Here is a 22,226-nt window from a genome sequence, read left to right as displayed (position 1 = left end):
AGGAATCGTGTGCGGCCCGACGGCGGGTCTTCGACGAAGGGTGGCTTGCCAATCTACGTCACGCTTCGTATTTTAGCGCGCGGCGACTACCGGGCGCTGGACCCGGGTGTGCTTTTGGCAATCCAACGGACAGGGAGATGCGGCGTGCTTAATCGACGGGAGTGGCTGGTGGGAGCGGGAATGGCGACACTCCACGCAGCGCTGGGAGGTGCGGTGCGCGCGGCGGAACCGGCAGCCGATGGTGCTGCCACATGGACGGGGTACAAGCAGTCTCTTCCCATCGATGGCGCTTCCGGCTTTGATTTCCTGTTTCTTGAAACGGAGGCGGAAATCCGCAAGGAACTGGAAATCGTGCGCGCGGCAGGCATGGGCGCCGTGTTGACCACGGCAGGTCCCAACGGGCGCTACTGGCTCGACGACGAGGCCATTGCCCGGGCCGGCAAGACGGTAGACCAGTGGCACGCCATCGCGGCGCGCCATCCGGAGCATATTTTCATTGTAGAGAAAGGTGCGGACCTGACGCCCGACGGCCGCCGCGGGCGGACCGGCATTATCCTGGGTTTCCAGGGTACGGAGCCGCTCGGTGAGAACCCGGACCGCATAGCCAGCTATCGCAAGGCCGGCGTCCGCGTGATCCAGCTCACCCATAACCGGCGCAACCTGGTCGGTGACGGCTGCATGGAACCCGGCAATGCGGGATTGAGCCGATTTGGGCACGAGGTGGTCGAACGTCTCAATGCCGAGCGTGTCGTGATGGATCTGGCGCACGGCGCGCCGCGCACCATCGAGGACGCGATCCGTGCCGCGAAGGCGCCGATGCTGATCAGTCATACGGGGTGCCGCGCCCTGGCCGACCTGCCGCGAAACGTGAGCGATGCGCAGTTGCGCGCCATGGCCGGGCGCGGCGGCGTCGCCGGCATCATCTTCTGGCCATACCTGCGCAAGGACACACAGCCCATGGCGGTCGACGTCATCGCGCATATCGAGCACGCGCTGAAAGTCTGCGGCGAGGATCACGTCGGCATCGGCACGGACATTTCCGTCCGCCCGGTGGACCGCACGCCGGATTTCGAAAAGGAGAACCGCGAATTCATGAAAGCCATGGTCGAGGATGGCATCTTCGAACGCGGTCGACCGGCGGACCTGTATACGTTCATTCCCGATCTCAACATGGCCAACCGCTTTGAAGTGCTGGCGGCTATGCTCTCCCGGCGTGGTCATCCGGACTCGCGTATTGCAAAGATACTCGGCGGCAATTTCGCGCGGGTCATGCGCGAAATCTGGGGATAGTGCGGGGTGGCGCGTCAGGTGTCGTGGCGCCTTCGCAATCTGTCACGTGACGGTTTCTTCACACCGGTACGCGCTAACGTGCCTTGCCGTGGCATGGCATTCGTCCAGGCGGTTCACGCGGCCCCTGCCGGATTTCACATTCCGCCAGGAATTTCCGGATCGTGGTCGACGCAGGTGAAAGGCAGGACGGATGGCGGTTTACCCACAAGTGGCTGAAAATGTCGTTTCCCCGGCGGAAGCGGCCGATCTGTTCCGGCTGCTGGTAGGGCAGGTCAGGGACTACGCCATCTTCGTGCTCGATACCAACGGCATCGTGATCAGCTGGAATGCCGGCGCGGAACGTATCAAGGGCTACAAGGCCGGGGAGATCATCGGTCATCACTTTTCGCGCTTCTATCCGGAAGAAGCGATCCGCTCCGGTTGGCCGCAGACCGAGCTGGATTCGGCACGGCGCGACGGACGGTTCGAAGACGAAGGCTGGCGGCTGCGCAAGGACGGTACCCGGTTCTGGGCGAACGTCATCATTACGGCCCTGTACCGGGAAGATGGCACCCTGCGCGGATTCGCCAAGGTCACCCGCGACCTTACCGAGCGCCGGCGCGCCGAGCGCCTGGAGGCCGATGCCCGCCAGATGAGCGAATTCCTGGCGATGCTCGGCCACGAGCTGCGTAACCCTCTGGCGCCCATTACCAGTGCCGTCACCCTGGCGCAGCGCAGTCTTGGCGACGGCGAACGCGTGAGCTGGGCGTTGGGCGTCATCGGCAGGCAGGCCGCGCACATGACACGGCTGGTGGATGACCTGCTCGACATGAGCCGTATCAGCCGCGGCCAGGTGCGTCTGGAGCGTCGTCGGCTGATTTTCCGCGAGGCGATCGAACGTGCCGTGGAGGCGGTCCGTCCCGATTGCGAGCAGCGTGGCCACCAGCTGGACGTCAACATCGATTCCCGGGTTCTGGTGCGTGGCGATGGTGTTCGCCTGACCCAGATCATCACCAACCTGCTGGTGAACGCGAGCAAGTACACGCCGGATGGTGGCCGGATCTCCGTCACGCTGACGGTCGAGAACGAGCAGGCCCGGCTGTCGATCTGCGATACCGGCATTGGCATCGCACCGGATCTGCTGCCGCGAATATTCGATATTTTTACACAAGGTGACAGGGGGCTCGACCGCAAGGCGGGCGGGCTTGGCCTGGGGCTTGCGATCGCCAAGCGGCTGGTTGACATGCACGGTGGCCACCTGGCGGTGCGTAGCGCCGGCCCGGGTTGCGGCAGCGAATTTGTCGTGACCCTGCCGGTATTTGCCTGTCCGGGGGAAACCGAGACGGAAAGTCCGTTCGCCGATCAGCTCACGGTGCTGGTCGTCGACGATAATATCGACGCCGCCCAGGTGGCCAAGGCGATGCTGGAAAGTAGCGGTCACCGCGTGATCGCCGCGTACGATGGCGAGACGGGCTTGGCGATGGCGCGCAATCATCTGCCCGACGTGATCATTCTGGACATCGGTCTGCCACGCATGAATGGCTATGAGCTGGCCCGGCAGGTCCGGCGAATTCCGGAGCTCGAAGGCGTCACGCTCGTGGCCATTACCGGCTATGGCACCGAGGAGGATCGCCGCACCGCCCTTGAGGCGGGCTTCGATCTCCACGCCGTCAAGCCGATCGACTACGACCAGTTGCAGCTACGGCTGCCGGTGCTGGCAGCGCAGACACCGTCACGTCCGCGGGCCATCAGTCCGATGTAGCCGGCAGTACGGCATGCGCAGTGCTCTCGCGGTTGCGCAGCGCGGTATCGGGCTACTCGAAGCCGTCCTGGAACAACCGATCCGTTGGATAGTTTTCGAGGAAGCCGATATCCGGGCCGCCATCCGCATAGGCGGAGCCCGTGTTGGCAATTGCTGCGTCGCGTCCGGGCGATGTTTCCAGCAGGTGGTAGTCGGCATTGACCGGGTCGGCAACGAACTGGGGGTCGGTCACATTGCCCGTCGGGTCCGCCATCGCAATGGCGCCACTGCCGCCATAGCCGCGCCACTGCGCCAGCGTCTTCATCGAGCCACCCACGCGTATGCCCGCGGTGGTGGACGATCCGTTCCAGAACAGATTGCGATCGCTGACGAAGGCCTCGATCTGCGAGGTGCTGGTCGGCGTGCTGAGGAAAGCCTCGGCGTTGCGCACGATGTTGTTCCAGAAGTCGATATTGCGGTTGGGTACGCCCAGCACGTTGTAGTCCGTGGCGTAGAAGGCGGTTCCCGGCAGATTGTCGAAGGTATTGTGGTAGACGTCGACGTTGTCCACGCGATTGAGCTGGATGCCGTACCCCTTGCACCGGGTGCCGGACACGCTGTTCTTCCACAGGTTGAACACGACGTTGCGGCGGAACACGACATTGGCAGTCAGATAACTGGAATCATCGCCGCGGCCGACGCCCAGCGCATTGCAGCTCTCCCAGAAGCGGGAATTCTCGATCAGGATTTCCTTCGCGCCGAAATGCACCACGATCGCGCCGCCGCCTCGCCCCGTGCTGCCATCGACTTCGCGGAACCCATAGAACTTGCTGCCTGCAACGTTCGGGTGGTCCGTGTCGGGCGGAACGCTTCCGCGGATGGTGATCTGGCGGCAGCTCTTGATGTCGATGCCCTGTTCGCCGCGTCCGTAATTTTGCGGCGAGTTGTAATAGCGGTTGTCTTCCAGCGTGATATCGCGCGGTGTCGTGGGATCGTTACCGCTGCTGGCATGCTCGCACTGGAAGCTGTCACCGCCGTTGTCGTGGATCGTATTGCGACGAATCAGGATGCGCGCGGCGTTGGTGGACTCGGCCGGAACCAGCACACCATGGCTGTCTTCGCCGTCGGCGCGGTAGTTGTCGTAGATCTCGCTGTCTTCGAGCAGGAAGTCGCGGCCGCTGACGTAGACGTTGGCACCTGCGCGTGTCCCGTGCAGAACGCTGTTGCGCAGTACGCCGAAGTCTGCGCTGCTCCACCAGCGGAACCCGGTCACCGTCTGTTGCGCCACGTCGACTTCGAAACCATCGACGATCCAGTAGTCCTTGTCCATGTGAAACACCGCGACGTTGCCGTTTGGACGAACGATCGGGCGCGTCGCTGATCCCGGCTGGCGCTTGAGCACGATGGGTGCGGTGAGCTGGCCCGAATGGGTCGGTTGGGCGGCATTTTCCAGATAGGTGCCGGAGGCGACGCAGCCCACCTGTCCGGCGGACAGCGTGCGCAATGCCTTTCCGATGGTCTTCCACGGACGGCCCGCGAGCCCGTCGGCGGTGTCGTTGCCATTCGTGGCGACGAAGTGCGTACACGCTTGCGCTTCGTGTTGCAGGAAGCGCAGGTCGGGCAGGGCACGTGCACCGGCGACGACAGAGGCATCCGGGCGCGCCGCGGACGCGGCGCCACAGAACAGCACAACAGCAAGGCACGACAGGCGCAGAACCATGGCAAGCTCCGGCAAGGGGAGGTCAGTGGGCACCGGCCGGACGTGGCGAGCCGGTGCCCGTTTCAGCCTCCTTTCGTCGAAACGATCGCTTGAGGGCCAGTGGTGCGCTGCGTGGGCGACGAACGGTCCAATTCCGGCGAAGCAGGACAGGCGCCGGAGCAACCGTCCTGCCTCCGGATCAGTCGGGCTGTCCGAATCCGTCCACGAAAATGGCGTCGAGGGTGAGCCGGAAGACGCCACGGCCATGCGTGCAGGCCAGGATCTGGCCCGTCGCACGGCTGGCGGCCATGTCGAACACCGGGGCGGCGGGCATGCCGTCGGTGTAGGGTTGCCAGCTGGCCGCGCCATCCGTGCTGACGAACACCCCGGCGTCGGTACCGATCCACACGGTGTTCGCGATGACGGGATCCAGGACCAGCGCATTGACCGGCACATCCGGCAGGCCGGTCGATGCGTCCGCCCAGGTCAGACCGGCGTCGGTGGACTTGCGCACATTGTGTGCGGGCAGCGCTGCGGTGAATCCCGCACGCGACTGGTAGACGACACGAGGATCGCGCGGGTCGACACGGATATCCGACACCGGCTGGGCGATGACCGTCGGAAACGCATCGACCTGCTGGAAGCTCGCGCCACCGTTGGTTGACCGGTATACGTAGCCTGCACGCGATCCGGTAAAGAGCATTTGCGCGTCGAGGCCGGGCACGCTGTTTGCCACAGTTTCGATAGCGCTCAAGCCATCGAACACATCGGGTGATGCCAGCAGCTGGCCACCCGCGCCTGCGCCGAGCGCCGTGAAAATGCCGGCTGTCTGCGGAGGGTGGGCAAAGAACGTGTTGGCGCGATACAGGTGGTCACTGCCGTAGTAGATGGTGTCGGATACGCCGCGGTCGAGATGGATTGGTACGTAATACAGCTGGCGGTCGAAGGGATTGATGCCGTTGCCTATCGTCGGATCCGTATGTGCCAGCGAGTACTGGTAATCGCCGGGACCGGCGGCAAACCCGGCCGTCGTGTAGGCCAGTCCCACCACGTAGGCGTTCTGGTTGAAGTTGGTATGCACCAGGTTTTGTGGATGTGACGGGTCGATCAGGCCCCAGCCGCCGTCGCCGGAGTCCAGGTGCAGCCATTCCGCGCCACCGGTCCAGCCCAGGGTTCCGACGGCCTGGCTGGCACCGTATGCCTTGGCGGGATCCGTCGGATGCAGGTCGCAGTTGACCATCGGCGTGATCTGCAGGTTCGTGTTGACGTTGATCCAGCTATCGCCGCGATCGACGGATTTCCACACGCCGCCATCGGTGCCGACCCATATCTCGTTGGGGCGCCCCGGCACGCTTGCGATGGTGTGCACATAGGCGTGAAGCGCGGTGTGCGTTGATTCGCTGCGCACACGGCTGACAAAGGTCGCACCGCCGTCCGTGGACCGCATGAAGAGACTGGGTGTCGTTTCCGGTTGGGTCACCCGTTGCTGCCCGCCCGTGTAAAGCACGGAGGCGCTGCCCGGCTCGGCCAGGATCGGCATGTCGTAGAAACAGCTGAACTGGCAGAAGCGGCGTGCGCCGGGCAGCTCCTGCCAGGTGGTACCGCCGTCGGCCGAACGGTACACGCGGCCGAATGGACCGAGGTTCTCCGGATCGTCATTGAATTCGGAGGTGGCCACGTAGAGCACGGAAGGTTGGGCGTTGCCCGGATCGCTGCCGGTGATCCAGATCCGCCCCGGCGACACCTCGGCCAGTGTCGGCAGCCCCTGCGCCTTGCCGAAGACCTGGTGCCAGGTGACGCCGTTGTCCGTGGAGCGTTGCAGGCCGCCCGTGTCTGGCTGGCCGAATCCCATGTTGGCGATCCACCAGGTGGTCGGTGTGACCGGATCCTGGATCAGCGTGGAGACGTCATCAAACGGCGCCTGTGTCGGCAGGCGTTGCCAGGTGATGCCGCCGTCGTGCGAGGCAAACAGGCCGGGGGCCAGGAAATAGGGCGAAAAGGTGGCCAGCCCGCCGAACTGTCCGAAGGTCGTGCCGGCGATGAGGTGCTGTGGATTTGCCCGATCGATCACGATGGCGCTGATCGCGCTGGCCAGAAAGTGCTCCTGTCCGAACGGACCTTGCCAGGTGCGGCCGGAGTCCGTTGATTTGTATACGCCGACACCGCCATAGGAATCGCCGGAGACATTGCCCTCGCCGGTGCCGATGTAGATCGTGCCGTGATTGACGGCATGCGGGCCCGGCGCCACCGCGATCGAGCCGATCGCCAGTGATGCGAGGCCGTCCGTGAGTGGCCGCCAGCTCGCGCCGCCATCGGTCGAGCGCCACAGTCCGCCGAGGGCCGCGCCGACGTAGGCAGCGTTGTCGATGGGATCGAAGGCCAGCGCTGATACGCGCCCCGAGACGGGACTGGGCAGGGTGAACGCCTGGGGCGTCTGGCCATTGAGCACCGGCGCCGGGCCGACGGGTTCCCAGCGTTCCGTGCGCGCCAGCGCGCGCAAGGGGGACGCACCGCGCGTGCGGCGCGGGTGGCCTCCAGCGCGTGCACCCGCGCGGCAGCCGGAACCAGTGGCGAGCCGGCAGGACCCCGGCGTAGCGCCGCGAGGTGCTGATCGCGGCGCACCTGTGGCGCATCGCGCCAGGCAGCCGGCGCGTCTGCGACGGCGGCAGGGGGCCAGCCGGAGCCGTACCCCAGTACGAGAAACAGGATGATCAACGGCAATCGCATGAATTCCTCCCGAGAGATGCACGAAGTGCTGCTGCGGCGCGCCGCCATTTCCCCAGGCAGTGCGTCGTCTTCGTGCTCCTCGGTGAACCCCGGCCTTCAGTGCCGGGGTTCGCACAGGTGGGCAATTACCGTCAGCCGCGCGCGCAGGCGCGGCAACAAACCGATGGAAAGGGCCGCCGATGCAGGCCCGTGAATGCTGCGGGATTACTGGAATCCGTTCTTGAAGAGCTTGTCGCCGATCAGGCGAGCCACGGCCGGCATGTCGACGGCGCCCGTGCCGTACAGGACGATGTTGCCGGCCTGCAGCGCCATGCTCCGCAGCCGGTCGAAACTGCCGGAACCGGTGACAGGCTCAAATCCGACCATCACAGTCGCAAACCCGGAGCCCGGTGTGGTGGCGGTGAAGGTGGCGTCGAAAGCGCCCGCCGGGGAAATGCGCATCACGCCGAACTCATCACCACGACCACTGTTGTCAGGCGCACCACCGTAGCCGGCCAGCAGGATCTTGCCGTCATCATGGAAAGCCATATCCGTGATGACGTTGATCTTCGCCGATGTCTCGAAGTAGGTCGTGTGCTTGCCGTCGCCGGAGAACTGCGTATCCAGCACACCGGATGGCGTGATGCGTGAGAGGGTGGCATACGTGTGGAAGTAGCCGGAGATTTCGGCCCAGCCGCCCGCGAAGATCAGACCGTCCTGGCCGACCAGCAACGATTCGCAGCGGTCCATGTTCGTGCCGCCCGTGTCGTAGGGAATCAGCAGACGGCCGGTGCCATTGAAGGTCGTGTCCAGCGCCATGAGATTGCCCTGGAGAATGAACCGCTCGACGACGCAATCCTCATTGCCACTCGTCGGATTCACCGCATAACCGGCGGCGAGTATCTTGCCGTCCGGTTGGATCGCCACGGCACTGAGAGAGGCGTCGCCGAGCCCGCCGTCCAGGAACTGGGTGATCGGGGTGCCATTTGCCGAATAGACCCACATGCGTGCGGATTTGGGGCCGCTGACGGAGCTGTAGGAGTGGCCGGCCATGACGATGGCATCAGCGGCGGCGTGATAAACCGCCTCGGCGGCGTACTCGGTTACGCTGGATGCGGGGTTGCAGTTGCGGCACACCAGCCCGCCCGTGCCGAAGCCGGGATCCAGCATGCCGTTGGTGGTGAACTTGGCCAGTTGGAGGTGATAGGCGTTCCCGCTACCGCCGCCGTAGCCGACGGCCACGATGCCGCCGGGTACGTTGACCGCGGTGATGTTGTACGTCAGCGCAGAAGTCGCCGTTGGCGGCAGCAGCGGCTTGAAACAGGCCTGGGCCGTGCCGCCATTGCCGAAAGTCGGATCCACGGCGGTGCCGTTCGCAGTCAGCCGACGGCCCCCGATACCGCGGCAGTCGTCGCCGACACCGACGCTCGCCCAGATCACAGGCCTTCCGTCTGGCTGGACCACCAGGCCGCCGGGAACGTAGAAGTTGCCATCACTGATGGCGAATCGACCCTGGATGCCGAAATTGGGATCCAGCCCTCCGTCGGCCAGAGCCAGGCCGGAAAGGGGCAGAAGCGCGAGGGCGACGAGGCGACGATGCATGCGGAACTCCACCAGATCGGGGTTTCGGTTGGGCGCGCAGGATAGAGCCCGCGGGCCAGCACAGACAGACACCGGGTTTATTTCGAGGGCCCGGTTGACAGTCTGTAACGGAAAATGACGACGCCGGCGGCAATTCCGGCACGGGACCTGGTCGCGTGATCATTCTGGCGATCCGATTCCGAATCCCTGGTTTTGGGGCCGGGCGCTGTCGGTTTTCCGCGGCCCGGAGGGGCGGCGTGCGGCATGCGTTCTACGGCCGCGCTATAGATTGGTATTCCGTCGGGCCGACGTGCCCGCCCGACACCATTGGAGGGAGCGAATGATACGTGCATGGTTTTTCAGTGGTTTGTGGTGTGCCGCCGCGGCTGTTTCCGCCGCTGAGCCGAATGTTCCCGCGACACCCGCGGGCCGGGTCTTCGGCGAATGGCTGGTGTCGCTGAACACCGCTGACCCGGCGAAGCTCAAGGCCTTCAAGGACACCTACAAGCGCGAGACGACCGTGGAGGAATACCTCGCGCTGCAGCAGGAAACAGGTGGCTATTCGCTGCTGCGCATCGAGAAGAACGAGCCGCTGGAGATCGGCGTGCTGCTCAAGGAAAAGGAGTCCGATGCCGCGGCGCGCATGGCGATCACCGTGCGCGAGGGGACGCCGGCGGAAATCGTGAACGTCCAATTTGAACCGGTGTCGTTGCCGCCTGATCTCGCTCCGGCGCGTATGCCGATGCCGCAGGCGCTCAAAGCGCTGACGGCACGTGTGGACGACCTGGCGAAAGCCGGCAAGTTCTCCGGCGTGATGCTCGTGGCCCAGGGCGACCAGGTGCTGTATCGCAAGAGCTGGGGCATGGCCGACCGCGATGCGAAACGGGCGGTCGATCCGACGATACAATTTGACCTGGCGTCGCAGGGAAAGATGTTCACGGCGATCGCTGCGCTGCAGTTGATCGAGGCCGGCAAGATGTCCTTGGACGATACCGTCGGCAAGCACCTGACGGACTACCCGAACACGGCGATCGCGCGCAAAGTCACGGTGCGGCACCTGCTCACGCATGCCGGCGGTACCGGCGATATCGACATCTTCGGCCCGGAAGCGGCCGGCAATCGTGCGAGGATCAAGGAGCAGGGCGATTACGTGGCGGCGTTTGGCGCACGTGATCCGGTGCACGAGCCGGGCGCGGAGTACCAGTATTCGAACTACGGCTATGTCCTGCTCGGTGCGCTGATCGAGAAGGTGAGCGGGCTGTCGTACTACGACTACATCCAGCAGCATGTTTTCGCGCCGGCCGGAATGGCTTCCAGCGGATTCCCGCTGAAGACCGAGGCATCCGCCAGGTATGCGATCGGCTACACCTGGCAGAATGGCCAGTGGGTTCCCAACACGGCGCTGCTGCCGTACCGCGGAATGGCCGCCGGCGGCGGCTATGCGACGGCCGACGACCTCCTGCGCTTCGCACGTGCCCTGCAGGCCGGAAAGCTGGTTTCCAAGGCGCTGCTGGCCGAGGCCACGCGCCAGCACAACCCCTGGTATGGCCTCGGATTCATGGTGCGGGGCGAAGCCTCGCTGCGCTTTTTTGGCCACAGCGGTGGCGCCGAGGGCATGAGTACCGAGTTTCGCGTCTATCCGGCCCTGGACACCGTCGTTATCGTGCTGGCCAACCTGGATCCACCGGCCGCGCATCGTCCGGTGGACTTTCTGGAGGCGCGCATGCCGACCCGGTCGTAGAAAGTCGACGGCCTTCAGCCACGGGAGTGCCGCCCGCCCATCAGTCCGGGGCCACAGATGTGGCGTGGCGATTCGGGCAACGGACATTCGAGCTTCGCGGCCAGGCGCACGACGATCCGTGACCAGTCCAGCAGGTGCGGACCGCCGGCCAGCTCCTGCAGGGCCACGCAGACCTGCAGGTGATCGAGCGGCCCGTCCGCATTGGCCAGTTGCAGCAGGCGGCGTTGTACGGTGAGGACACGGATCAGTGCGCCGGATGCCGACGTATTGGTCGGCAACCCTTCCAGCAGTTCATGCCGTTGCGGCAGGTCGCTGATGGTGCCCATTTCGTGCCGTGTCATGCGGATCTCGATCAGGCGCAGCGCCAGTACGCCCATGACCCGGCACAGCGCGATGATCAGCGGAAGATGTGGAGAGGTCGCCATGCGCCGGAATCGTTGTCATCCGGTGTCGCATGGCATGAGACGGTGCGTGATGTCACGGCGCACCCGGTGCGGGCACGGCTGGCGCAGATGCCGTGAAGACGGGGAGCGTCAAGCGGGCGCGATACCCGTCAGCGTCGAGTTCTGCCGATTCGGTCAGGCCCAGCGGGGCGTCCGGCGTGCCGCCCAACGCGCGTGCGCCGCACGGCTCGCCCGCAAGGCAGACCCAGGCGCTGCCGCTCCGCGCCCGGATATCGACGTTGTACGGTGAAAGGTCGCGCAGGTGGTAGGCGGCAAATTCCTGTTCCGGATTCCAGGGTGCGCCACGGCTCATCCGCGCGTGGTAGTTGCCGGTCAGCACCAGCATGGTGGCCTTGCCGCGATCGGCGAAGGCCTTGCGCAACCGTTCGGCGAGCGCGGCGTCGCGGTCGCCCTCGGGCTGTGCCTGCCAGTTCCAGTCGAAACACACGACCCGCACCTTGGCGCCCTGTTGCGCCCGCCGGCGCAGGTCGTCGAGGAGGGCGAGCATGGCCTGGCTGGTGCGGCCGTCGCGCGTGCTTTCCTGCCAGAACCAGGAGCGGGTGAGTTGCTGGACGGCGTCCGCATCGCCGGCACTGGCGAGAAAGTGATCGACGCGCTCCTGCTCGGTCTCGGGCCATTCCAGCGCCACGAGCAGCGGCTGGCGTGCACTGAGGCGCGCGGCCAGTTGCTGCACCACCGCCGGGGCTTCCGTCGTTCCGTGGATTTCCCCGATCACCAGCAGCGGATGGCGGGCGGCAAGCTCGGCCAGTCGGTGGAGGGCCGCGTCGGAAACCGTCTGTGAGTTTGGCGGTGGCGGGTTCTTCGCCGGCGCGATGCCGGCGACGGCCAGCACCAGCACTGCCAACCCCAACCACCCGCGGAACGACCGTCGCATCGGAAAACTCCCAGTAGTCCTGGCCGCCATCGGCCGGGTGTGATCGAGCACGCGTCGCGAGGGAAGTTCCCTCGACGGGCGCAGGGCAAAGCCGGGCGGCCAGTTCCGATATGACTTCGCGGTACTCCCGCCGGCCAATCCTGTCGGTATAATGTCGGGCTACGCAAACGGTGGGAGAAGCGGGGAAACCCGCTGCCGAAGGCGCAACGCCCGTAATCGCTCAGGCCCCCATACCACCGCCTGCGAAACACTCTGGAGAGACCGGTTCAATCCGGCGCCGAAGGGGCACGAAGTCATGGTCAACCCGTGCTTCCAAACTCTCAGGCAAAAGGACAGAGGGGCGCCCGACGTGCGGCCTGCGCGTCATTTTCGGACGTCCCCACCATGAGCCAGAACACGACGCGTACCCTGCGCGATCTCGAACATTCCGACGGTTTCCTCGAGCGTCACATCGGTCCCAATGACGCCGAGATCGCCCACATGCTGCGCGTTGTCGGCTACGACTCCCTGGAAAGCCTGACCGACGCCATCGTGCCGGCGTCGATCAAATCGGCCCAGCCGCTCAACCTGCCGGCGCCGATGAGCGAAGTGGACGCCATCGCCAAGATCCGCGCGGTGGCCGACAAGAACCAGGTCTTCAAGAGCTTCATCGGCCAGGGCTACTACGGCACCCACACGCCCAACGTCATCCTGCGCAATATTCTCGAAAATCCGGCGTGGTACACGGCGTATACCCCGTACCAGGCCGAGATCTCCCAGGGCCGCATGGAAGCCCTGATCAATTTCCAGACACTCTGTGCCGATCTCACCGGCATGGAGATCGCCAACGCCTCGCTGCTGGACGAAGCCACCGCCGCCGCCGAGGCGATGACGCTGGCCAAGCGCTCGTGCAAGTCGAAGTCGAACACGTTCTTCGTTTCCAACGGCGTGCATCCGCAGTCGCTGGAAGTGATCCGCACGCGCGCGGAGCCCCTGGGTATCGAAGTGGTTGTCGCCGATGATGCCGAGGCGATGAACCTCGACGCCTTCGGCGTGCTGCTGCAGTACCCCAACACCTTCGGCCAGATCAACGATTACAAGGCGCTGGCCGACGCCGTGCACGCGCGCGGCGGCCTGGTCGCCGTGGCAACCGACCTGCTCGCGCTGACCCTCCTCGCTGCGCCGGGCGAGTGGGGCGCCGATATCGTGGTGGGCAATTCGCAGCGCTTCGGCGTGCCGTTCGGCTTCGGCGGTCCGCACGCGGCCTTCATGGCCTGCCGCGATGCCTACAAGCGTTCGATGCCGGGCCGCCTGATCGGTGTCTCGATCGACGCCGAAGGCAAGCCGGCCTACCGCCTCACGCTGCAGACGCGCGAACAGCACATCCGCCGTGAAAAAGCCACCTCGAACATCTGCACCGCGCAGGTGTTGCTGGCCGTGATGGCGAGCATGTACGCCGTCTATCACGGCGCGGACGGCCTGGTCCGCATCGCGCGCCGCACGCATCGCCTGGCGGCGATCCTGGCGACGTCGCTGCGCAGCGCCGGTATCACTGTCGGTACGGATTTCTTCGATACGCTGCATGTCGTCGGCATCGACGCCAACGCCGTCCATGCCAAGGCGAAGGCCGCGCGCATCAATCTGCGTGCGATCGACGCCAGCAGCCTCTCGATCAGTCTCGACGAAACCACCACGCGCGACGACATCCGCACATTGGCCTCGCTCTTCGGCGCGACCATCGCCGATGTCGACGCGCTCGATGCCGTCACGGCCGACGCCCTGCCGGCCGGTCTTTCGCGCACGTCGTCCTTCCTGACCCATCCGGTCTTCAACACGCACCACAGCGAACACGAGCTGCTGCGCTACATGCGGTCCTTGGCCGACAAGGACCTGGCGATGGATCGCACCATGATCCCGCTGGGCAGCTGCACCATGAAGCTCAATGCCACCGCCGAGATGATTCCGGTGACCTGGCCCGAATTCGGCGCGATCCACCCGCTCGCTCCGGCCGACCAGGTAACTGGCTACAAGGAACTCATCGACGGCCTGGAAGCCATGCTGGTCGAGTGCACCGGCTACGACGCCGTCAGCCTGCAGCCCAACTCCGGCGCGCAGGGCGAATACGCCGGTCTCCTGGCCATTCGCGCCTACCACCGTTCGCGCGGTGACGAAAAGCGCGACATCTGCCTGATTCCAGAGTCGGCGCACGGCACCAACCCGGCTTCGGCGCAGATGTGCGGCATGACGGTGGTGGTCACCAAGTGTGACAGCAACGGCAACGTTGATGTGGAAGACATCCGTCGCGCCGCCGAGAAGTACAGCGACCGCCTCGCCGCGATCATGATGACGTACCCGTCCACCCACGGCGTCTTCGAGGAAGACGTGGTGGAAATCTGCAACATCATTCACCAGCACGGCGGCCAGGTTTACACCGACGGCGCCAACATGAATGCGCTGGTCGGCGTCGCCAAGCCGGGCAAGTGGGGATCCGACGTCTCGCACCTCAACCTGCACAAGACCTTCTGCATCCCGCACGGCGGTGGTGGCCCGGGTGTCGGCCCCTGTGCGGTGAAGTCGCACCTGGCACCGTTCCTCCCGCGCACGCTGGGCGGTGAAGGCGACGTGGGCATGGTCAGTGCTGCCAGCTTCGGCAGCGCCAGCATCCTGCCGATCAGCTGGATGTACGTCACGATGATGGGCGCGGCCGGCCTGCGCAAGGCGACCCAGGTCGCCCTGCTCAACGCCAATTACATCGCCAAGCGCCTCGAATCGCACTACGCCACGCTCTACACCGGCCGCAACGACCTCGTCGCGCACGAGTGCATCCTGGACCTGCGTCCGCTCAAGGATTCCACCGGCATCAGCGCCGAAGACGTCGCCAAGCGCCTGATCGACTTCGGCTTCCACGCGCCGACGCTCAGCTTCCCGGTGGCGGGCACGCTGATGGTCGAGCCGACCGAAAGCGAGTCGCAGCACGAGCTCGATCGTTTCATCGACGCAATGATCGAGATTCGCGAAGAAATCCGCGCAATCGAGGAAGGCAAGCTCGATCGCGAGGACAATCCGCTCAAGAATGCCCCGCACACGGCGACGACCGTTTCCGCCAGCGAGTGGACCCACGCCTACACGCGCGAGCTGGCCGCTTTCCCGCTGCCCACCCTGCGCCTGCAGAAATACTGGCCGCCGGTCGCCCGCGTCGACAACGTCTACGGCGACAAGAACGTCATGTGTGCGTGCATTCCGGTGGATGCCTACAAGGAACCGGCGGAGGCCTGATCCGGAGGCCCTGCAACACCCGTCCGCGCTGCAACGGCGCGGACGGTGCCGCTACACAAAGCGGCACTGTGAACAACCGTGGCTGCCTCGTACGACGCGCAGCCCGGTTCTCCGTTCGACAGCCCGCCGCAGGTGACGGTGCTCCGCGCCAGCGCGGCCGAGTTCTGATCGGTCGGGAATTACCTGCAACGGTTTCCTGAATCCGGAAAACCATTTCGGTGGCGTATGGAAAATACGTCGCGGATTACCGTCATGGCGTGTTTTCGGCAGAGCACCAGACTGCGACGGATAGATAGCACTCATGGCGATTATGGGCGGGCGCCCGGAAAATCGTTCTTTAAAGTCTCTGCGCCAGGAATAATCCGACTGGATGGAGCTGCTGCCGTCGAATCGACCACGGACTGCCGGCGAACCGCGGGCCAGCACCGGCCGGAATGCCGCAAGCGGCCGGAATACAACGGAAATTCGGCAACGAATTGACATGAAAAGGTATTGCGTGCCGCCACATGTCCAGGTCTTCCCATAGTCGCAAGCGCGTACCCCGGCATATGGGTACGACGTTAGATAATCCCCGGATGCCGATGGTATAGTAGGTCGTTCGGGGGTAACGGAAATCGATGTGACGCGTATTACGCCAGTACGTAACCCGGCGATTTTCAGGGGAATGGCTGGTGAAATCGCGTAGCAGGAGGCGAGAGCGCGTCGAAGGCAGTTCCTGGAATCTGCCCCGCATTCCGCAGTGCATAGTGGCCGATGGCCACCTGATCCAGTAGCAGCGACGTCGGCCTTTCCGGCGTTCTGCAGGTGTGGACACGACCTGGCGCAGGCACCCATCGGTGCGCCAGCGCGTCCAGGCTTCTGGTGCATTGCAGCACGTTCTCGCGTATTTCGGCGTCAGCCGATCTGATTCTCGTGCGTCCGGAAGTAACTCCATTTCGGACGTAGCGCCGCTACGCGGGCGCCCTGCGAGTGACTGCCGTGTCGACTGATACCAGACAACAGATTCAAGCACTGCTGCGCCAGCGCAGTGTCGCGGGTGAGCGTCTTGTGCGCGATCCGGTCAGCGAGTGTCCGGCCTCTGAAGGTCAGCGCGCGTTGTGGTTTGCCCAGGCGGTCGCGCAGACGCCGGCATACAACATCGTGACCGGATTTCGCATCGACGGTGCGTTTTCGGTCCCCGCATTCCAGTCTGCACTGGCCTTCCTGGCTGACCGGCACGAGATTGTGCGAACGCAGCTGGTCGAAGAGGCCGGCGCACTTGTGCAGCGCATCCTCCCAACGGTTGAAATACCGCTGCTTGTCGCCGATCTGTCGCAGTCGGATGACAGCGACGGCGCGCTCCGCGCACTGGTCGCCGACGAATGCGGTCGCGCGTTTGACCTCGCCTGCGCGCCGCTGGCGCGGGCAATCGTCGTGAAACTCCATGCGGAATCCCACGTCGCGCTGGCGGTAATGCATCACGCCATGGGGGATGCATGGTCGCAAAATGTCGTCGCAACGGAACTCGGCGCCGCCTACGCGCGCGCGCTGCGCGGTGATTCGTCCGATGTGCCGCCGCTTCCCGTTCAGTATTCGGACTTCAGCCGGTGGCAGCAGGCCATCCTGCGGGGGGCTGAAGGGGAACGCCAGGTGGCTTACTGGCGCCAGGCGCTTGACCGATTGCCACTGCTTCACGGACTACCGACCGACCGGCCGCGACAGTCGGCTATTCCCGCCGAGACGGGGCGTGTTATCCGCCGGCTCCCCACGGCGCCGGTGCTGCGTCTGCAGGAGATCGCACGGGCAGCCAATGCAACGGTGTTCCACGCGCTGTTGGCGCTCTACGCCACTGCCGTGGCGCGCTTCGGTGATACGGATGATGTGACGATCGGTTTTGCCAGCGCAAACCGTCAACGGCCAGAACTGCAGGGACTGATCGGTTACCTGGTCACCGCCTTGCCGGCGCGTATTGCCCTGTCCGACCGCGCCACCCTCCACGACACAATTGCGCAGGTTCGATCGGTCGTTGTAGGGGCGATGGCGAACCAGGATGTGCCGCTTGACGTCATCGTCGATCGCCTCGGAATCGCCAGGGCACCTCAGATCCATCCTTTGTTCCAATTGTTTTTCTCGTACCAGGAAGGCGGCGCGCAGGTCTTGCAGCTGGCGCAGGCGAAGCTGTCGCCACTGCCGGCGGACCTGCTGCCGCGGCGTGCGCCGAAGTTCGACCTCTCCCTGGTCGCACGCCGCGACGAGCACGGCATCGAATTGTGCTGGGATTACGACGTGCGCCTGTTCGATGCGTCGTCCGTCGAAACCATCGCCGACGCAATAATGCAGCTTGCTACCATCGGTGATCCGGCCTTGCCGACAGCCACGGTTGCACTGCTGCCGGCCGAGCGCACGGAAGTCCAGCCGTTGGCCAAGGGCCTTCCGCATTTCCTGCATGACCTGGTTGCACGGCACGTAGCGTCGAGGCCGGATTGCCTGGCGGTCGTTGATAGCACACACCGGTGGACGTACGCGGAGCTGCACAGGCAGTCCGCGCACACGGCGCAGGTGCTGGCGCTGCATGGCGTGGCAGCCGGTGCATGCGTCGTGGTGGCGTTGCGCAGTGGCGCGCCGCTCGTCGCAACCATGCTGGCGATATGGCGCCGAGGCGCGGTATTCGTGCCGGTGGATCCGGAAGTGCCGGTTTCCCGTCTGCAGCAGATCATCCGCGGATGTGCTGCCCTTTGCGTCGTGACGGATGGAGTCGATACCACGGGCGTTCCCGACGGCTGTGCGACTGTCGACATCCGCGCCGGCGGATTCGCGCAGCTGCGTGAGCCCGCGTCTGCGACCATCGTGACCGGTGACGACGTCGCGTACATCGTGCACACGTCGGGATCAACCGGCGTCCCCAAGGGCGTCATGATCGGCCACGCCAACCTGGCGTTCTTTATTGACGCCATGACGCGTCGATTCCCCTTGGCGCCGGGCTGGACGTATGGCATTGCAACCCATCCGTCCACCGACATCGGACTGGGCAATGTGTTTCTCGCACTGGCCACGGGCGGCACACTGCACCTGATCGACCGCGAAACCAGCCGCGACGCGGCAAAATACGCCCGTTACGTGCAGGAGAATCCGATTGACGTGGCGAAGTTCACGCCTAGTCACTACCTCTCGCTGTACCAGCCCGGAACATTCGGCACGGCGCAGCCGCGCCAGATGGTGATTCTTGCCGGCGAAGCGCTGGCGCCGGCAATCATCAGCTCGCTGGCTGATCATTTTGGAAAATGCCGCATCGTCAACTCCTACGGTCCGAGCGAATGCAGCGTGTCGTGCTGCGTGCACGAGATCGACGCACCGGTTGCCGGTGCGCGCGTTCCCATTGGCATGGCGTTGCCCGGGGTACGGCTGCGCGTGATGGGGCAGGGGGAGTTGAGCAACCGCCGGGTGCTGTCGGCGAGCTGGTGATCGAAGGACCGACTGTAGGTCACGGCTACTGCGGTGATGTCGGACAGGGGGGATACGTATCAGGCGGCACGCGCGCCTATCGCACGGGCGACCGTGTGCGCCGGCGTGTCGATGGTTTGCTGGAATTTCTCGGCCGCATCGACGACCAGGTCAAGGTGCTGGGCTATCGCGTCGAGCTGGCCGAGATCGATGTCGCGCTGCGCTGTGTTCCCGGCGTGAGCCAGGCCGCCGTCCGCGCGATGGACCGGCCGTCCGGTGACACTCAGCTGTGTGCATTTGTCGTCACCGATACACAGCTGATTGACGAATCGACGATCCTTCGCGCGCTCCGCGACAAACTTCCGCAACACATGGTTCCGTTTCGCGTTGTCCGCGTCGATGCGATTCCACTCAAACCCAACGGCAAGGTCGACCGAGGCGCGTTGCCCTGGCCCAGCGATAGGGCCATCGCTGCGCACGATCCGCCGCGTACCGCCACAGAATCGGCTCTCGCGGCGATCTGGGGTGATGTACTGGGGGTAGCGTCCGTTGGCCGTGACGCTGACTTCTTCGCGCTCGGCGGAAATTCCCTGCGTACGATCGTCGTGGCGGCCGCGGCGACGAAGCAGGGGCTGTCACTGGGGGCCGCGCAACTGATGAAGACGCCGCGCCTGGCCGACCTGGCCGCGGCCATCGACGGTGGCGCGTTGACGGGCGACAGCACCCTGGAAATGCCTGCCCCCTTCGCCCTCGCCACGATCGCGCCAACCGGGGGCTGGCCGGCCGGCGCGGAAGATGCCTATCCGCTAACGGCCATGCAGGAGGCGATGATTGCCAGCTCCCTGCTGGATAGCGGGATGCCGCGCTACCTGATCGTCCGCTCGCGGCAGATTCCCGGTGAATTTGACGAAACACGGCTGCGCGAGGTCATCGATCGTCTGATCGCCCGCCACCCGGTATTGCGCACCAGCCTGCACTGGGATGGCCCACTGGCCAAGCACCAGGTCGTCCATTCGCGCATCGACGCGCCCGTGATCCGTCACGACTGGCGCGATCGGACGCGCGAGGAACGTGAGCGGCAGCGCGACAGTCTGCTGGCCTCACGGCGTCGCACGCCCCTGGTGCTGGATACGGCGCCGCTGTTTCGCATCGATATCGTGCGTCTCGATGAGGCGCTGACGGAAATCATCTGGACCGCCCACCACGCCATTCTCGACGGATGGAGCGTAGCGACACTGTTCGCGCAGGCCGGAATTTCCAGTGGCGGCGCCGTTGCTTCCGATTCTGCGCACGCCAGCACGCAGCCCACGCCGAACATGGCGCCACTGGTGATGACCGAGCGCTCCGCGCTGGAAAATCCCCACACGCAGCGCTACTGGGCTGCCTACGTTGCCGACCATGTCGCGTGCCACCTGCCGACCTTGCCGGATGGCGGTGTTCGTCGAGAGGCTGGTATCGCATCTGTGCCGATGCTGCGCATCGATCTGGACGCGGCGTTGATCGATAGCGTGCGCAGCGTCGCGAGCATCCGGCGGGTGCCGGCCAAGGCCATCTTCTTCGCAGCCTACGCGATCGTCCTCGCCAGGCTGTGCGGTCGCGAGGTACTCCATACCGGCTACTGTACGCACCGTCGTGATGCGCAAACTGTCGCGACGCAGGCGCTGGGGCTGTATGTCACGACGCTTCCTGTCTGCATCGATACTGCGGTGTCCAACTGGGGCGCGTTGATCGACGCTGCCCATTCCGTGGAATTGACCCTCTGGCCGCACCGGCACACGCCCCTGGTCCAGGTGCAACGGTTGGCGGAAGGCGCGTCGCTTTTTGATCATTTTTTCAATTTCAACGATTTTACTGACGCGGTCGGTGCTGTCGGTGACGCGATTCCGGGCAGCCGGCCGACCTTGTACAACCTCAACGAATTCGCATTGACCGTCAACGTGTTGCTGGATCGTCCCGGCCGTGGTGCGAGCTTGCACCTGGCATACGATCCGTCGCGTTTTGCGGCCGAGCAGGCGGCTTCCGTCGGTGAACTGATGCAGCTGGCATTGCACGGCATGCTCAGCCTCGATGCACCGGTCGACCTCGTCCGCGATGCGTTGCGCGCGCGCATCGTCGATGAATGGAACGCCACGGCGCAAGCGTGGGACTTCCATTGCTGCATGCAGGATTCCTTCCTGCGTCAGGCGGCAGCCACGCCCGGCGCGCCCGCCGTCATTGATGAACGCGGTACGCTCGACTATGCCGGTCTCCTGGCACAGTCCAGCACACTGGCCGAGGCGCTGGTGGCGGCCGGCGTTGGTCCCGAGGTGTTGGTTGCGGTGTGTCTGCCGCGCGGACGTGACCAGGTCATCGCGGCGCTGGCGATTCTGCTGGCCGGCGGTGCGTACGTGCCGATGGAACCGGCTTGGCCGGCAGCACGGCGTGATGCTGTCGTGGACGAGGCGCAGATACGCTATGCCATAGGCGACCCTGCTCTGCTCCCGGATGTGCCGCAGGTCTTCCGGGTAAGTCGAGCGTCGCAGGAAGTCGCGAGCGTCAATGCCGAAGCGGTCCTCGCCCAGCGGCGCCAGGGCCCCGACCAGCTGGCGTACGTGATCTACACATCCGGATCGACCGGCCGCCCGAAGGGTGTGGAGATGACCCACGCCGCGGTCGTGAACACGTTGATCGACATCAACGCGCGGATTGGTCTGTGCCCCGCGGATCGCGTTCTTTCGGTGTCGTCGCTGACCTTCGATCTGTCCGTGTACGACATCTTCGGAGCGCTGGCGGCGGGTGCGTGTGTCGTCATGTTGTCCGATGCGTCGTCGGGTGATCCTGCCCAGTGGCTGGACTGCATCCGCAGGCACGGCGTAACGATCTGGAACGGTGTGCCGATGGCCGCGCAGATCCTGCTCGACGCTGCTGGAAACGACGCGGATGACATCCTTCCGGTGCGTCATTTCCTGCTCTCGGGCGACCGGATTCCTCCGGTCTTGCCGGAACGCCTGAAACAGCGGTTTGCGGGCGCTGCAGTGACCAGCCTGGGCGGCGCCACGGAGGCGGCGATCTGGTCCGTCCTGCATCCGGTCAGCGTCGATACGTCCGGCTGGCGTGGCGTGCCGTACGGCCGTCCCATGGCCAACCAGACGATGTACATACTGGATGCGTCCGATCGCCTGGTGCCGCCCGGCGTCACGGGACAGCTGCACATCGGCGGCGTTGGCCTGTCGCGGGGATATCGCGGTGATCCGGAACGAACCGCGCGACAGTTTTTCCATCACGCCGGCCTGGATACGCGCCTCTACCGCACGGGCGATGCAGCAAGGTTCCTTCCCGACGGCACTATCGAGATCCTGGGACGCATCGACAACCAGGTGAAGATCCGGGGTTACCGCGTCGAACTGGGTGATATTGAAGCCGCTGTTGCCGCGCATGCCGGCGTGACCGATTGCGTCGTCGTTCTGCAGCCCCCCGGACGGTGGTGAACCGCGCCT

11 protein-coding genes and 1 riboswitch are annotated in these 22,226 nt (G+C 65.0%); of the genes, 6 read left to right on the top strand and 5 right to left on the bottom strand.

Translation table 11 applies throughout. The annotated features are described in order from the left end of the window. Positions 1 to 45 precede the first annotated feature (45 nt). Positions 46 to 1,290, top strand: a complete 1,245-nt coding sequence (locus tag N4264_RS16205; RefSeq protein WP_261693278.1) for a dipeptidase — start codon at positions 46 to 48, stop codon at positions 1,288 to 1,290. Between the two features lie 190 nt (positions 1,291 to 1,480). Next, entirely contained in the window at positions 1,481 to 3,031 is a 1,551-nt protein-coding gene (locus tag N4264_RS16200) for a hybrid sensor histidine kinase/response regulator (protein ID WP_261693277.1), read from the top strand. A 52-nt stretch (positions 3,032 to 3,083) separates the two neighbouring features. On the opposite strand, the gene N4264_RS16195 is transcribed toward N4264_RS16200, so the two are convergent. The 3 genes from N4264_RS16195 to N4264_RS16185 form a co-directional block, all read right to left on the bottom strand. Further along, entirely contained in the window at positions 3,084 to 4,730 is a 1,647-nt protein-coding gene (locus N4264_RS16195; RefSeq protein WP_261693276.1) for a DUF1565 domain-containing protein, read from the bottom strand. Between the two features lie 178 nt (positions 4,731 to 4,908). Beyond that, entirely contained in the window at positions 4,909 to 7,209 is a 2,301-nt protein-coding gene (locus tag N4264_RS16190; protein WP_261693275.1) for a beta propeller repeat protein, read from the bottom strand. A 431-nt stretch (positions 7,210 to 7,640) separates the two neighbouring features. Further along, positions 7,641 to 9,017, bottom strand: a complete 1,377-nt coding sequence (locus N4264_RS16185; RefSeq protein ID WP_261693274.1) for a delta-60 repeat-containing protein — start codon at positions 9,015 to 9,017, stop codon at positions 7,641 to 7,643. Between the two features lie 319 nt (positions 9,018 to 9,336). Between N4264_RS16185 and N4264_RS16180 the strand changes: the two genes are divergently transcribed. Beyond that, the gene (locus N4264_RS16180; RefSeq protein ID WP_261693273.1) at positions 9,337 to 10,737 is read left to right on the top strand and encodes a serine hydrolase domain-containing protein; all 1,401 of its coding nucleotides are present in this window, start codon (positions 9,337 to 9,339) and stop codon (positions 10,735 to 10,737) included. 14 nt (positions 10,738 to 10,751) lie between these two features. Here the strand turns inward: N4264_RS16180 and N4264_RS16175 are convergent, their stop codons facing one another. Together N4264_RS16175 and N4264_RS16170 are read right to left on the bottom strand one after the other, a co-directional pair. Continuing rightward, positions 10,752 to 11,162, bottom strand: a complete 411-nt coding sequence (locus N4264_RS16175; protein ID WP_261693272.1) for a hypothetical protein — start codon at positions 11,160 to 11,162, stop codon at positions 10,752 to 10,754. A gap of 52 nt (positions 11,163 to 11,214) precedes the next feature. Next, complete coding sequence (locus tag N4264_RS16170; RefSeq protein ID WP_261693271.1) at positions 11,215 to 12,075, bottom strand: TraB/GumN family protein; 861 nt, start codon at positions 12,073 to 12,075, stop codon at positions 11,215 to 11,217. A gap of 242 nt (positions 12,076 to 12,317) precedes the next feature. Then, positions 12,318 to 12,421, top strand: a riboswitch (glycine riboswitch). Positions 12,422 to 12,459: 38 nt separating this feature from the next. Here N4264_RS16170 and gcvP point away from each other — a divergent pair. The 3 genes from gcvP (at position 12,460) to N4264_RS16155 (ending at position 22,217) form a co-directional block, all read left to right on the top strand. Beyond that, a complete protein-coding gene (gcvP, locus tag N4264_RS16165; RefSeq protein ID WP_261693270.1) occupies positions 12,460 to 15,330 on the top strand; it encodes an aminomethyl-transferring glycine dehydrogenase in 2,871 nt (956 codons plus the stop codon). A 978-nt stretch (positions 15,331 to 16,308) separates the two neighbouring features. Next, positions 16,309 to 18,771 (top strand): condensation domain-containing protein, encoded by a 2,463-nt coding sequence (locus tag N4264_RS16160; RefSeq protein WP_261693269.1) that lies wholly within the window; start codon positions 16,309 to 16,311, stop codon positions 18,769 to 18,771. Continuing rightward, positions 18,768 to 22,217 (top strand): non-ribosomal peptide synthetase, encoded by a 3,450-nt coding sequence (locus N4264_RS16155; RefSeq protein ID WP_261693268.1) that lies wholly within the window; start codon positions 18,768 to 18,770, stop codon positions 22,215 to 22,217. Before N4264_RS16160 ends, N4264_RS16155 begins: the two co-directional genes overlap by 4 nt. Positions 22,218 to 22,226 lie beyond the last annotated feature (9 nt).

Source organism: Tahibacter amnicola (assembly GCF_025398735.1).
GTDB lineage: Bacteria > Pseudomonadota > Gammaproteobacteria > Xanthomonadales > Rhodanobacteraceae > Tahibacter > Tahibacter amnicola.
Note: the sequence above shows the minus strand (reverse complement) of the source record. Positions and strands in the feature narration are given on the sequence as shown.

Coding starts and splice junctions, on each gene's coding strand:
- N4264_RS16185 (WP_261693274.1), bottom strand. CDS start 9,017: ATGCATCGTCGCCTCGTCGCCCTCGCGCTTCTGCCCCTTTCCGGCCTG.
- gcvP (WP_261693270.1), top strand. CDS start 12,460: ATGAGCCAGAACACGACGCGTACCCTGCGCGATCTCGAACATTCCGAC.
- N4264_RS16175 (WP_261693272.1), bottom strand. CDS start 11,162: ATGGCGACCTCTCCACATCTTCCGCTGATCATCGCGCTGTGCCGGGTC.
- N4264_RS16195 (WP_261693276.1), bottom strand. CDS start 4,730: ATGGTTCTGCGCCTGTCGTGCCTTGCTGTTGTGCTGTTCTGTGGCGCC.
- N4264_RS16170 (WP_261693271.1), bottom strand. CDS start 12,075: ATGCGACGGTCGTTCCGCGGGTGGTTGGGGTTGGCAGTGCTGGTGCTG.
- N4264_RS16180 (WP_261693273.1), top strand. CDS start 9,337: ATGATACGTGCATGGTTTTTCAGTGGTTTGTGGTGTGCCGCCGCGGCT.
- N4264_RS16200 (WP_261693277.1), top strand. CDS start 1,481: ATGGCGGTTTACCCACAAGTGGCTGAAAATGTCGTTTCCCCGGCGGAA.